Genomic DNA, 12,052 nt, shown 5'->3' with positions numbered 1-12,052 from the left:
CACCTCGCGCGGCATTCGCCTGATCGGCGCGTCCGTCACCGAGCCGGCACTGCCGAAAGTGCCGGCTGCGCTGCTGATGTCGCTGCCGCTGATCGGCCGCGTCGCCGCCGGTTCGCCCATCCTGGCCCAGGAAAACCTGGAAGCGAGCTACAACGTCGATCCGGCCCTGTTCTCGGCCAAGCCCGACTTCCTGCTGAAAGTGCGCGGCTGGTCGATGCGCGACGCCGGCATCATGGATGGCGACCTGCTGGCCGTGAAAAAAGTCGACAGTGCCAAGAATGGCCAGATCGTCGTCGCCCGCATCGGCGATGAAGTCACCGTCAAGCGCTACAAGAAGACCGGCACCCTGATCGAGCTGTTCCCGGAAAACCCGGACTTCAAGGTGATCACCGTGTCGCCGGAAGACGAGTTTGCGCTGGAAGGTCTTGCGGTCGGTTTGATGCGCAGCTGGCATTGACATCGTTTGCTTCGGCCATAAAAAAAGGCGCTTGCATGGCAAGCGCCTTTTTTACGGCCGCAATCGGCACAATTCTTCTTATTTGTTCGGCACCGCCCACGTCACCCATTGTGGCGTATTAGCATTACGCGAACGCTCCAATTCGCTCATGTCATTTTCTGTCTGAACTTTTTTATTCTCATTGACTACATACGCTTCCGTACTGGCATACCAGGCATCGCGCTGCGCGGAAATTTTCATCGCCTGCTCCTGACCTTCCGCAATCACGCGCGCGTAGGCAGCGTCCATGCGTTTCTTGGCTTGCTCAAATTCCTGCTCATTCATCAGCGCTTCGATGTCCGATGGAATCGCCTTGCCTGATGGCTGCAACGAATTCAGATTACTCACGAAACCGTTATAGCAATCCATCCACGCATCCACGCTGCCCGCCACTTCCTTGATCTGGCGCTTGTTCTTGGACAATTGCGGAATCGTTGGTGCGGCACACTTGAATTTGCTCAGGGCCACATCGCTGCCATCATAGGCATTGACGTAGTAGTCAATATCGGCCTTGCGCTTGATGCGGTTGGCGATCAAGGCCAGCGCAGCATCGGCATTCTTGTTGCCTGCCTTGGAAGCCTGTGCGAACCATTGCTCGGCTCGCGCGGCATCAATGGCAACCCCCTCACCATACAAATGCATTTCGCCCAGATGGAATTGCGCTTCCGCGTTACCGCTTTGCGCCAGTTTTTTATAGAGCTCCAGAGCTTGCGGGTAGGATTTATTTTCCAGCAGTTTATTCGCGTCAGCCAATTCATCGGCATAAGCCGCACAAGAAAATAACAAAAATATACTGAATGCGATTTTTTTCATCTTTACTCTCCATTGAGAAACAGATACAGATTCGTTACAGCGCTTGTCCTGAATTGCGGCGCAAGACTTAAATGTAATCTGTTTCTCATGAAAAGCGCAACCTTATTAATCTCGCAATGACGACTCGCCCAGTGCGCTGCGGAAATCGTCGAGCAGGTCGGCTTCGTCTTCGATACCGACCGACACGCGTATCAGCGACTCGGCGATGCCCATGCTGGCGCGGCGCTCGGCCCCCATCTCGTAGAAGATCGTGTGCGCCACTGGAATGACCAGGGTACGCGTGTCGCCCAGGTTGCTGGCGGGGATGGCCAGGTTCAGGCGGTTCAGGAAGTCGAAGCAGTCGATCCCATCCTTCAGTTCAAAACTGAACAGCGAACCATAGCTGCGGAACAGCTCAGTGGCAATGCCGTGCTGCGGGTGTGCGGGCAAACCCGGATAGTGCACCGCCGCCACGCGCGGATCGGCTTCCAGCATGCTCGCCAGTGCCAGTGCGTTCGAGCAGGTGCGGTCCATGCGCAAGGCCATGGTTTCCGCGCCGACGGCGATATGGTGCGCCGCTTCCGGACCCAGCGAGGCGCCGAAGTCGCGCAAGGCCTTGGCGCGGATCTGCGCGATGCCCCATTGTTTTGGCGCTGCCTTCTTGTAGTTCTCGAAAATGTTCGGGTAAGTGCTCCAGTCGAATTCGCCAGTATCAGTCAGGCTGCCGCCCAGCGCATTGCCGTGGCCGCCGATCGACTTGGTCAGCGCATTGACCACCAGGCCGGCACCGACCGCTTTCGGGCGGAACAGATACGGCGTGGTCATGGTGTTGTCGACGATATACAGAATGCCATTTTCGCGGCACAGTTCACCGATTTTCGCCAGGTCGGCAATCTGCGTGCGCGGGTTGGCGATGGTCTCGACAAACACGATGCGCGTCTGCGGCGTGATGGCAGCGGCGACATTGGCCATATCGGTGGCGTCGACAAACGACACGCCGATGCCCTGCCCCGTTACCGTCTGCCACAGGCTGTTGGTATTGCCAAACAAAAACGCCGACGACACCACATGGTCGCCTGCGCGCAGCAGCGACTGCACCACGGCGCCGATGGCGCCCATGCCGGTGGCAAAACACAAGGTGGCCACGCCGTCTTCCATCTGGTTGACCTTGTCTTCCAGCGCGGAGACGGTCGGATTGCCCTGGCGGCCATAGCGAAAGCCCGGCTCCTTGCCCTGGAACACGGAGGCCAGCTGGCGCGCGTCGCTGTAGCCGAACGCCACCGAGGTATGCACGGGCTTGTGCAGCGAACCGTGTTCGATGCCCTTGCGGCGGTCGTTATGCAGGATGGTGGTGGTAAAGCCGTAGGTTTTTTTGGTGGTCATGGTTGAAATTCCGGATATGCGATTTGCCATGCAAACCCAACGGCAAATGCCGGGGTCGGACCCCGCGGGTCCGACCCCAAAAAAATGCCCGGCATGTGCCGGGCAGGTTACTTATGCTTCCGTGGTTGCCAGATTCAGGTTCAGCTGGGAACGCGGCGTGTCTTCGGGCGCTGCGGCCTTCGGATTGTGGCGCGCGTATTCCAGGCGGTCCAGGTAGTCCTGCGACACGTCGCCGGTAACATACACGCCATCGAAGCACGACGCTTCAAAGCTGGTCAGGGCCGGATTGACGTCGGCAATTGCTTGTTTCAGAGCATCGATATCCTGGTAGACCAGGTAGTCGGCGGTGATTTCGCGGCACACTTCTTCCGTCGTGCGGCCGTAGGCGATCAGCTCGTCGCGCGTCGGCATGTCGATGCCGTACACGTTCGGGTAGATCACCGGTGGCGCGGCCGAGGCGAAGATCACCTTCTTGGCGCCCGCTTCGCGCGCCATCTGCACGATTTCGCGGCTGGTGGTGCCGCGCACGATCGAGTCGTCAACCAGCAGTACCACTTTATCCTTGAATTCGGACGGGATCGCATTGAGCTTCTGGCGTACGGATTTCTTGCGCGCCGCCTGGCCCGGCATGATGAAGGTACGGCCGATGTAGCGGTTCTTGATGAAGCCTTCGCGGTACTCGATGTTCAGCGCCAGGGCCAGCTGGATGGCGGCCGGACGCGACGAGTCGGGAATCGGCATGACCACGTCGATGCCGCCTTCGGGCAGTTCGCGGCGGATCTTCTCGGCCAGGTACTCGCCCATTTTCAGGCGCGTGGCGTAGACCGAGGCGCCATCGATGACGGAGTCGGGACGGGCCAGGTAGACGAACTCGAACACGCACGGGTTCAGGCTGGCATTGTCGGCGCACTGCTGGCTGTGCAGTTTCTTGTCGGCGTCGATGAACACCGCTTCGCCCGGCGCGATATCGCGCACGAAGCGGAAGCCCATGCCTTCCAGCGCCACCGATTCGGAGGCGATCAGGTACTCGGTGCCCTGCTCGCTTTCATTGATGCCCAGGCACAGTGGACGGATGCCGTGCGGATCGCGGAAGGCCAGCAAGCCCACGCCGGCGATCTGCGCCACGGCCGCATAGCCGCCCTTGACGCGGCGGTTCAGCACGGTCACGGCCTTGAAGATGGCTTCCGGATCGAGTACCAGGCCGGTGGTGGCCTGGTGGATTTCATGCGCCAGCACGTTGAGCAGCACTTCCGAGTCGGAATCGGTATTGATATGGCGGCGGTCGTTCTTGAACATTTCCTGTTTCAACTGTTCCCAGTTGGTCAGGTTGCCATTGTGCGCCAGCGTGATGCCGAACGGCGCATTCACATAGAACGGTTGTGCTTCCTCTTCGCTCGACGAACCGGCGGTCGGATAACGACAGTGGCCGATGCCGGAATTGCCTTGCAGCGAACGCATGTTACGCGTGCGGAAGACGTCACGCACCAGACCGTTGGCCTTGTGCATGGAAAACATACTGCTGTGATTGGTCGCAATCCCTGCCGCGTCCTGACCGCGATGTTGCAAGAGCAACAATGCATCATAGAGCAATTGATTGACAGGTTGATGGGAAACGACGCCGACGATGCCACACATGGTGTGCTCCTGTAACTGTGCTACTGATTTTAAAAAAAATTCAAAATTTCACATGCTGCGCGTAGGCGGCAGGCAGATAAGGCTTGATGGTGCGCGCGCCCTGCTCGGCGAGCGGACTGAGCAACGCGTTCTTCCAGAACGGCTGTTGCGGTATGGAGGTCATGCCACACAAGATGACGGTGGTCAGCACAATTACAAGGCCACGTGCCACGCCGAACAGACTGCCCAGCATGCGGTCCACCAGGCTCAGGCCCGTAACCTTGACCAGTGCATCGACCGTCATGCCCAGCAGTCCCATCAAAATGCGCACGCCGATAAACAGCACCACAAAGGCCAGCAGCAAACGCACGGCTTCGCCCGGGATCACGGCAGGCAGGAATTTGGCCAGCGTCGCACCGTAGGCATTGGCGGCAATAAATGCCACCACCCAGCTGATCAGCGACAGGATCTCCTTGATCAGGCCACGCATCGTGCTGATCAGGACCGAGGTGGCCAGCACGAACAGCACCAGGTAATCGAAAATCGTCACGCCCGACTAGCCCGCTGAACTCATGCCGGCACCAGGCTGCCGCCCAAGCCCAGCTTCTGCAGCTTGGCGCGGGTTTTTTCCGCTTCATCGCGGCTGCCGAACGGTCCGACGCGCACGCGGATGCGCTGGCCCGCCGGGCTCGACACTTTCTGCGTGTACGAATGGATGCCCGCGTCGCGCAATTTCGCCTGCAACTCGTCGACCTTGTCCTGTGTCGCCAGCGCGGCGACCTGCACCACGAACTTGCCGCCATCGGCATCGGCGGCTTTTTCCTCCGCCTTGGCTGGCTTGGCCTCGGCCTTGGCGGCAGGCTTGCCCTCCAGGATGGCCATCGCGCGCGCCGCATCGTCGCTGGACTTTTCCTTGACCGGCTTCGACTCGGGTTTCGGCTCGGGCTTCGGCTCCGGCTTGACCTCGTGCTTCGGCTCGGGCCTGGACTCGTGTTTCGGCTCGGGCTTCGGCTCCGGCTTGACCTCGCGTTTCGGCTCCGGTTTCGGCTCCACCTTGACCGGTTTCGGCTCGACATAGGCCGGTTTGACCGGTTCGGCTGCCGCCACCACGGTGGCAGGCGCAGGTACAGGCGTCGGCATCGGCGTCGGTTTGCTTCTTGCAGGCAATGGCGTATCGACAATTTCCTCGGACTGGTCCAGGCCATTGTTGGCAGTGCCGGGCGCAGGTGTCGTCGCAGGCGCGGCTTGCACCGGCACGGGCGCTGGCGCGACCGCCACTTTTTCCTTTGACGGAATATCGATGGCGATATCGTTGACGGGCGCCTTCGGTTCCGAATCGAGCAGCATCGGCAGGCCGACCGCCACGGCCAGGGCCAGCGCGATGGCGCCGATCAGGCGGCGGCGGGCACGTTTCTTTTCCGGCAGGGCAGGATCGGGCGTATCGCGGCCGCCACGGCGGCTGCCGCCGCCGCCGGCGGTATTGGCGGCGCGCTTGCGGGTCGGCGACTGTGCTTCGCCAGGAACATAAAAGCCACTGTCTTCGCCAGAAGATTCTTGCTTGTTTTTAAACAGTTTCGAGAACAAGCCCATGCGTCATTTTCAGTCAGTGTTTCAGTGAAGTGAGGATTTCCTGGCCTTCATCACGCCGGCAACGGTGAGGAAAGAACCAAAGACCACAATTCTATCATTCTCACCGGCCCGGCTCATTGCATTTGCAAAAGCTTGTGCCGGGTCGTCGAAAACAGACACGGTATGATCGCCGCTGTCAGGCTTGTCTTCCAGCATGATCTGTACCTTGGCCGCCAGCTCGGAGGCCGTGGCCGCGCGCGGCGATGGCAGGCCTGTCAGGCACCAGTGATCGACGTGTTCGCTCATGGCGGCCAGCACGCCGTCGATATCCTTGTCCTGCATGGAACCGAACACGGCATAGGTGTACGGATGAAAACCCATATTGCCCAGGTTCTGGTTCAGCGCCGAGGCCGCATGGGGATTGTGCGCCACGTCGAGGATCACGCTGGGGCGGCCCGGCAGGACCTGGAAGCGGCCCGGCAGCTCCACCGTCACCAGGCCGGTGCGCACTTCCTGTGCGCCGACCGGCAGCTTGAGTTTGAGCACTTCCAGCGCGGCCAGCACGGCGGTGGCGTTCAGGATCTGGTTGGCGCCGCGCAGGCTCGGGTAGGCCAGCGAATTGCGGCGCTGCTCGCGCCCGCCATAGTTCCACTGCTGCTTGTCGCCCGAATAATTGAAGTCGCGGCCCATCAGCCACAGGTCGGCGCCGATCGCTTGCGCATGGTCGATCAACGATTGCGGCGGCACCGGGTCGCTGCAGATGGCGGACTTGCCGGCGCGGAAGATGCCGGCCTTTTCAAAGCCGATCGCTTCGCGCGTGTCGCCCAGGTAATCGGTATGGTCGATATCGACGCTGGTGACGATGGCCACGTCGGCGTCGATCACATTGACGGCGTCCAGGCGGCCGCCGAGGCCCACTTCGAGGATGGCCACGTCCAGCTTGGCGTGCGACAGCAGGTGCAGGATCGCTAGGGTGGTGAATTCAAAATACGTCAGCGGCGTGTCGCCACGCACGGCTTCGACGGCCTGGAAACTGGCGACGAGCTGCTCGTCGCTGGCCATCTCGCCCAGCACGCGCGCGCGCTCATTGAAGTCAAGAAAGTGGGGCTTGATGTACAGGCCCACTTTGTAGCCGGCGCGCAACAGTACCGACTCCAGCATGGCGCAGGTGGAACCCTTGCCGTTGGTGCCCGCGACCATGATCACGGGGCAGGCAAAGGCCAGCTGCAGGCGCGCCTTGACGGCCTGCACGCGGTCGAGCCCCATGTTGATCTGGGTTTCCGAATGGCGGGTTTCCAGCATGGCGAGCCAGTCTGGCAATGACGTAGGGAGGTTTTGCATGGGAGACTTCTTGATTAGAGTGCGCGAAGCGGAAAGACATGAGACCCAAGACAGGGACCGGGGTCGGACCCTGAGGGTCCGACCCCGGCTGTTCGCGGGTTGGGCTGCTTAAGCCAATACTTCCACAGCCTGGTTCTGCAACAACGCCAGCAAACGCGCAATTTCTTCACGCATCTTGCGGCGGTCGACGATCATGTCGACCGCGCCCTTGGTGACGAGGAACTCGGCGCGCTGGAAGCCTTCCGGCAGTTTTTCGCGCACGGTGTTTTCAATCACGCGCGGGCCGGCAAAGCCGATCAGCGCTTTCGGCTCGGCAATGACCACGTCGCCCATGAAGGCGAACGAAGCGGACACGCCGCCCATGGTCGGGTCGGTCAGCACGCTGATGAACGGCAGTTTCTTTTCCGACAGCTTGGTCAGCATGGCGGTGGTTTTCGCCATCTGCATCAGCGACAGCAGGCCTTCCTGCATGCGCGCGCCACCGGTGGCGGTGATGCAAATGAACGGTACCTTCTGTTCCAGCGCGATCTGCGCGCCGCGCACGAAGCGCTCGCCCACGACCGAGCCCATCGAGCCGCCCATGAATTCGAATTCGAAGCACGCCACCACCACCGGCAAGCTCATGATCGCGCCGCCCATGACCACCATCGCGTCGGTCTCGCCGGTCGCTTCCATGGCGGACTTCAGGCGGTCCGGGTATTTCTTGCTGTCCTTGAACTTCAGCGTATCGACCGGCAGGATTTCCTGGCCGATTTCATAGCGGCCGCCGGCGTCGAGCAGGCTGTCGAGGCGTTCACGTGCGCGGATGCGCATGTGATGGTCGCATTTCGGGCAGACGTGCAGGTTCGATTCCAGGTCCGTACGGTACAGCACGGCTTCGCACGACGGACACTTGACCCACAGGCCTTCCGGCATGGTCTTGCGCGCGGCAGCGTCAGAGCGCTGTATGCGCGGTGGCAGCAGTTTTTCCAACCAACTCATATTTTTCTCCTGTTACCCTTGTCGGGCAAGAATGTCGTGTCGGTGCGTCGGTGGACGCCCCCGGCGAACGATGATGGGAAGGCCGCGTCTTGCGGCGCTCCCGTGTTATCCATTGCATTACTACCGCCGATTCAGTGGCCGAAGTGTAGCCGTTTATCGCCGGGCTGTCGAACTTTGCCGCCTTGGCATGATTGCCTGAACAGCAATTCCGCTCAAGCGTCGAGCGCGGCGCGGATGCCGGCCGTAAAGCTGCGCACGGCCTCGGCTTCGCCGCCTTGCGGGGCATTTTCGATTTCCTGGATAATGCGGCTGCCGATCACGACCGCATCCGCCACTTCCGCCACGGCGCGCGCGGTGGCCGCATCGCGGATACCGAAGCCGACGCCGATCGGCAATTTGACATGCTGGCGGATCGCCGCCAGCCGTTCGGCCACCTGCGCCGTATCAATATTGCCGGCGCCCGTCACGCCCTTCAAGGACACGTAATAGCTGAAGCCGCCACCGACCTTGGCCACCTGCGCGATGCGCTCCTCGGTCGAGGTGGGCGCCAGCAGGAAGATCAGGTCGAGGCCGCCGGCGCGCATGGCGGCGGCGAACTCTTCGCATTCCTCGGGCGGATAATCGACCACGATGGCGCCATCGGCGCCCGCTTCTTTCGATGCGGCAATAAAGGCGGCGCTGCCGATGCGTTCGATCGGATTCGCGTAGCCCATCAGCACCACCGGCGTGCTCTGGTTGGTCAGGCGGAACTGGCGCACATACTCGAACACATCGTGGATGCCGATATGGAATGCCAGTGCGCGCTCGCAGGCACGCTGGATCACGGGGCCTTCGGCCATCGGATCGGAAAACGGCACGCCCAGCTCCAGCACGTCGGCGCCGCCTTCGACCAGCGCGTGCATCAGCGGCACGGTGGCGTCGGGACCGGGGTCGCCGGCGGTGATAAAGGTCACCAGCGCGGTTTTGTTATGGGGTTTTAAATTGGCAAAGGTTGCGGCGATACGGGACATGGGAGGCTTTCTTGTAATCGGTGAGAGATGTCGGATTACGCGCTGGCGCGCCAATCCGACCTGCGCAATATTGGGGTTAATTAAAATTCAACCCCATGCGTTCCGCCACCGTATGCATGTCCTTGTCGCCGCGGCCCGACAGGTTGGCCAGCACAATTTTATCTTTCGGCAAGGTTGCCGCTAGCTTGGCCGCGTAGGCCAGCGCGTGCGACGATTCCAGTGCCGGGATGATGCCTTCGATATGGCAGCAGTCGTGGAACGCCTGCAGCGCTTCGTCGTCGGTGATCGACACGTATTGCGCGCGGCCCGAGTCTTTCAACCAGGAATGCTCCGGTCCCACGCCAGGATAGTCGAGGCCGGCCGAGACGGAATGCGTCTCGATGATCTGGCCATGCGCGTCCTGCAGCAGATAGGTGCGGTTGCCATGCAGCACACCGGGAAAGCCGGCCGTCAGCGAGGCCGAATGCTTGCCCGTGTCGAGGCCTTCGCCGGCCGCTTCCACGCCGATCAGCTGCACGTCCTTCTGGTCGACATACGGATAGAAAATGCCCATCGCGTTCGAGCCGCCGCCGATGCAGGCGAGCACGTAGTCGGGCTGGCGGCCCGTCATTTCCGGCATCTGCACCAGGCATTCCTCGCCGATCACCGACTGGAAGTCGCGCACCATCATCGGATACGGATGCGGGCCGGCCACGGTGCCGATAATGTAGAAGGTGTTTTCGATATTCGTGACCCAGTCGCGCATCGCTTCGTTGAGCGCGTCCTTGAGCGTCTTGGAGCCGGACTCGACCGGCACCACGGTGGCGCCCAGCAGTTTCATGCGGTACACGTTCTGCGCCTGGCGCTTGACGTCCTCGCTGCCCATGTAGACCACGCATTCGAGGCCGAAACGCGCGCAGATGGTAGCCGTGGCCACGCCGTGCTGGCCGGCGCCCGTCTCGGCGATGATGCGCGGCTTGCCCATGCGCCTGGCCAGCAGGGCCTGGCCGATCACATTGTTGATCTTGTGCGCGCCCGTGTGGTTCAGGTCCTCGCGCTTGAAGTAGATCTGCGCGCCGCCGGCCATCTCGGACCAGCGCTTGGCGTGATAGATCGGCGACGGACGGCCGACAAAGTGTTTCAGCTCGTAGCGAAACTCTTCGAGGAATTCAGGATCGGCGCTGTAGCGCGCATAGGCGTCCTTCAGTTCGGCCAGCGCGTGCGTAAGCGTTTCGGCAACAAACGAGCCGCCGTAGGGGCCGAAGTGGCCGCGCGCATCGGGGAAAGCATACTCGGTGGCGTGGAACAGCGGCGCAGCGCCGCTGGTGTTGAATGGCTGGGTCATGGGGTGTTTCCTCTGGCAATGATGGTATCGGCGTCCTGTACCGCGGCAATAAATGCGCGGACCCTGGACGCGTCCTTGATACCCTTGGCCGCTTCGACACCACTGCTGATATCGACGGCATAGGGGCGTACGCGCACCACTGCGTCAGTCACGTTGTGTACGCTCAAGCCACCACTCAAAACGACCCGAGGCGCGAGTTCTTCTGGAACGAGGGACCAATCAAATACCTTTCCTGCACCGCCGTAGGCGTCCACATAGGTATCGAGCAAGAGGCTGGAAAACAAGGGACTGGCGGCGCGATAGCGCTGTTCGTATTCTAGCAAATCCTGATGGCTTGTGTCAGGCCTGACGCGGAACACCTGCACGAACGGCGTCTGCACGGCTTGCGCCAGGGCAGCACTGTGCTCTGGCGTTTCGTCGCCATGGAACTGCAGCAGTGCCAGCGGCGCGACCGCAGTGATCGCTTGCACCTCGGCCACGCTGGCGTTGACGAACAGGCCCACCGCCGTCACGTAGGGCGGCATGGCGGCGATCAGGCTGGCCGCCTGCCCGGGCGTCACGTAGCGCGGGCTTTTCGGATAGAACACGAAACCGATCGCGTCGGCGCCGGCGGCGACCACCGCCTGGACGTCTTCAACGCGGGTCAGGCCGCAAATCTTGATACGGGTGCGGGGCATGGAAGTGTTTCCTTAAAACCAGGGCAAGGCGCTGCTGCCATCCTGCGGCAGGCCCCATTGCGGGTCGTAATCGATCTTCGCCAGGTACAGGCCATCCGGCATGAAGGTGGGCGCGGCCGCATGGCGGTCCTTGCTGTCCAGCAGATAACCCAGCCATTCCGGCGCTTCGCGGCCGCTGCCGATATACACCAGCGAGCCGACCAGGTTGCGCACCATATGGTGCAGAAAGGCATTGGCGGTAATCGTGAAGATGACCAGGTCGCCGCGGCGCTCGATGCGGATATCGTGCATCAGCTTGACGGGCGACTTGGCCTGGCACTGGGCGGCGCGAAACGCCGTGAAATCATGCCAGCCGATCAGCGGCGCGACCGCCTGCTGCATCAGCGCCACGTCGAGCGGCCGGAAAAAGAAGCCGGCGCGCCCTTCCACCAGCGGCGAGCGGGTGGCATTGTTGTACAGCACGTAGTGATAGGTACGCGCACGGGCGCTGAAGCGGGCGTGGAAAAAATCGTTGACGCTCGGGTCGCCCGGCAATTCCTTGGCCCAGCGCACGGCGATCGAGGCGGGCAGGAAGGCATTCACGCCGCGCACCCAGGAATGGATGTCGCGCGTCAGGGTGGTATCGAAATGCACCACCTGTTCCAGCGCATGCACGCCAGTGTCGGTGCGGCCGGCGCAGGTGGTGGCCAGGCGCACGCGGGCGAATTTCTCCAGCGCGTTTTCCAGCTGGTCCTGCACCGTCAGGCCACTTTCCTGCTTCTGGTAGCCATGCCAGGCCAGCCCGTCATACTGCAGGCCCAGGGCGATGCGCTTCAAGGGCGCGGCTTCAATGATATTTTGCATTGCCGCATTATACCGGCGAGCC

The 12,052-nt window shown here is 61.6% G+C and carries 12 protein-coding genes; 1 reads left to right on the top strand and 11 read right to left on the bottom strand.

The features are described from left to right. Positions 1-457: transcriptional repressor LexA (gene lexA / locus RTQ46_RS19790; protein WP_312439297.1), on the top strand; the 457-nt coding region annotated here is incomplete at its 5' end. A gap of 78 nt (positions 458-535) precedes the next feature. Here the strand turns inward: lexA and RTQ46_RS19785 are convergent. From RTQ46_RS19785 to truA, 11 genes are all read right to left on the bottom strand, one after another. Then, positions 536-1,309: a sel1 repeat family protein gene (locus RTQ46_RS19785; RefSeq protein ID WP_312439296.1), complete on the bottom strand. Its 774-nt coding sequence runs from the start codon at positions 1,307-1,309 to the stop codon at positions 536-538. Between the two features lie 105 nt (positions 1,310-1,414). Continuing rightward, positions 1,415-2,671, bottom strand: coding sequence for a cystathionine gamma-synthase family protein (locus RTQ46_RS19780; RefSeq protein WP_312439295.1), 1,257 nt, complete (start codon positions 2,669-2,671; stop codon positions 1,415-1,417). A 111-nt stretch (positions 2,672-2,782) separates the two neighbouring features. Next, a complete protein-coding gene (gene purF / locus RTQ46_RS19775) occupies positions 2,783-4,306 on the bottom strand; it encodes an amidophosphoribosyltransferase (protein WP_312439294.1) in 1,524 nt (507 codons plus the stop codon). 40 nt (positions 4,307-4,346) lie between these two features. Continuing rightward, complete coding sequence (locus tag RTQ46_RS19770) at positions 4,347-4,835, bottom strand: CvpA family protein (protein ID WP_312439293.1); 489 nt, start codon at positions 4,833-4,835, stop codon at positions 4,347-4,349. A 20-nt stretch (positions 4,836-4,855) separates the two neighbouring features. Then, positions 4,856-5,875 carry an SPOR domain-containing protein gene (locus tag RTQ46_RS19765; protein ID WP_312439292.1) on the bottom strand — a complete coding sequence of 340 codons (1,020 nt, stop codon included), beginning with the start codon at positions 5,873-5,875 and terminating at the stop codon, positions 4,856-4,858. 21 nt (positions 5,876-5,896) lie between these two features. Further along, complete coding sequence (folC, locus tag RTQ46_RS19760) at positions 5,897-7,195, bottom strand: bifunctional tetrahydrofolate synthase/dihydrofolate synthase (protein WP_312439291.1); 1,299 nt, start codon at positions 7,193-7,195, stop codon at positions 5,897-5,899. Positions 7,196-7,303: 108 nt separating this feature from the next. Then, complete coding sequence (gene accD, locus RTQ46_RS19755) at positions 7,304-8,176, bottom strand: acetyl-CoA carboxylase, carboxyltransferase subunit beta (protein ID WP_010400390.1); 873 nt, start codon at positions 8,174-8,176, stop codon at positions 7,304-7,306. A 212-nt stretch (positions 8,177-8,388) separates the two neighbouring features. After that, positions 8,389-9,186: a tryptophan synthase subunit alpha gene (trpA, locus tag RTQ46_RS19750; protein ID WP_312439290.1), complete on the bottom strand. Its 798-nt coding sequence runs from the start codon at positions 9,184-9,186 to the stop codon at positions 8,389-8,391. Positions 9,187-9,262: 76 nt separating this feature from the next. Continuing rightward, positions 9,263-10,510, bottom strand: coding sequence for a tryptophan synthase subunit beta (gene trpB / locus RTQ46_RS19745; RefSeq protein WP_312439289.1), 1,248 nt, complete (start codon positions 10,508-10,510; stop codon positions 9,263-9,265). Further along, positions 10,507-11,187: a phosphoribosylanthranilate isomerase gene (locus RTQ46_RS19740; RefSeq protein WP_312439288.1), complete on the bottom strand. Its 681-nt coding sequence runs from the start codon at positions 11,185-11,187 to the stop codon at positions 10,507-10,509. Before RTQ46_RS19740 ends, trpB begins: the two co-directional genes overlap by 4 nt. A 12-nt stretch (positions 11,188-11,199) precedes the next feature. After that, positions 11,200-12,030 carry a tRNA pseudouridine(38-40) synthase TruA gene (truA, locus tag RTQ46_RS19735; protein WP_312439287.1) on the bottom strand — a complete coding sequence of 277 codons (831 nt, stop codon included), beginning with the start codon at positions 12,028-12,030 and terminating at the stop codon, positions 11,200-11,202. Between the last annotated feature and the right edge of the window lie 22 nt (positions 12,031-12,052).

Source organism: Janthinobacterium sp., assembly GCF_031995485.1.
Taxonomy (GTDB): domain Bacteria; phylum Pseudomonadota; class Gammaproteobacteria; order Burkholderiales; family Burkholderiaceae_D; genus Janthinobacterium.
Note: the sequence above shows the minus strand (reverse complement) of the source record. Positions and strands in the feature narration are given on the sequence as shown.

Excerpts from the sequence above, each read along its gene's own strand:
- RTQ46_RS19785 (WP_312439296.1), bottom strand. The coding sequence starts at position 1,309 with ATGAAAAAAATCGCATTCAGTATATTTTTGTTATTTTCTTGTGCGGCT.
- accD (WP_010400390.1), bottom strand. The coding sequence starts at position 8,176 with ATGAGTTGGTTGGAAAAACTGCTGCCACCGCGCATACAGCGCTCTGAC.
- folC (WP_312439291.1), bottom strand. The coding sequence starts at position 7,195 with ATGCAAAACCTCCCTACGTCATTGCCAGACTGGCTCGCCATGCTGGAA.
- purF (WP_312439294.1), bottom strand. The coding sequence starts at position 4,306 with ATGTGTGGCATCGTCGGCGTCGTTTCCCATCAACCTGTCAATCAATTG.
- RTQ46_RS19740 (WP_312439288.1), bottom strand. The coding sequence starts at position 11,187 with ATGCCCCGCACCCGTATCAAGATTTGCGGCCTGACCCGCGTTGAAGAC.
- trpB (WP_312439289.1), bottom strand. The coding sequence starts at position 10,510 with ATGACCCAGCCATTCAACACCAGCGGCGCTGCGCCGCTGTTCCACGCC.
- truA (WP_312439287.1), bottom strand. The coding sequence starts at position 12,030 with ATGCAAAATATCATTGAAGCCGCGCCCTTGAAGCGCATCGCCCTGGGC.
- trpA (WP_312439290.1), bottom strand. The coding sequence starts at position 9,186 with ATGTCCCGTATCGCCGCAACCTTTGCCAATTTAAAACCCCATAACAAA.
- RTQ46_RS19780 (WP_312439295.1), bottom strand. The coding sequence starts at position 2,671 with ATGACCACCAAAAAAACCTACGGCTTTACCACCACCATCCTGCATAAC.
- RTQ46_RS19765 (WP_312439292.1), bottom strand. The coding sequence starts at position 5,875 with ATGGGCTTGTTCTCGAAACTGTTTAAAAACAAGCAAGAATCTTCTGGC.